Source organism: Brevundimonas sp. UBA4553 (assembly GCF_002387245.1).
Lineage (GTDB): Bacteria > Pseudomonadota > Alphaproteobacteria > Caulobacterales > Caulobacteraceae > Brevundimonas.
On record NZ_DGLD01000014.1, the window covers coordinates 192,154 to 192,650 of the forward strand.

A 497-nucleotide genomic window follows, 5' to 3' on the forward strand; every position below is an offset into this window, starting at 1 on the left:
AAGGCCGGCATGATCGGCTTCTCCAAGTCGCTGGCTCAGGAAGTCGGTTCACGCGGGATCACGGTGAATTGCATCGCCCCGGGTTTCATCGCCTCGCCGATGACCGACGTGCTGAACGACCAGCAGCGCGAGGCCATTTTGACCAAAATCCCTTCGGGTCGCCTGGGCACGGGCGACGAAATCGCCGCCGCCGCCGTCTATCTGTCGTCGGACGAAGCCGCCTATGTGACGGGTCAGACCCTGCACGTGAACGGCGGCATGGCGATGATCTAAGGCGTTGCGCGTCGCCATCACGACGCGCAACAATCTGTTTCCCGCCCCGTTGGCTGTGCTAAAGGGCGGGAACGCTTCGCGGCGGTGAGTCCTTTCAAGGTCTTGCATCCACGGGGCTGCCGTGACACGGCGAACACTGAGACCCCGCCTTCACGGCGACAAACAACAGGCAGAGAGACACTCATGTCCGACACCCTCGAACGCGTCCGCAAGATCGTTATCGA

General features: G+C 62.2%; 1 protein-coding gene. It reads left to right on the forward strand.

Annotated elements, in window-relative coordinates; translation table 11 throughout:
* A partial coding sequence (locus tag B4A39_RS10415) for an SDR family oxidoreductase (protein ID WP_292036322.1) occupies positions 1-273 on the forward strand: 273 nt, incomplete at its 5' end.
* Positions 274-497: the final 224 nt, after the last annotated feature.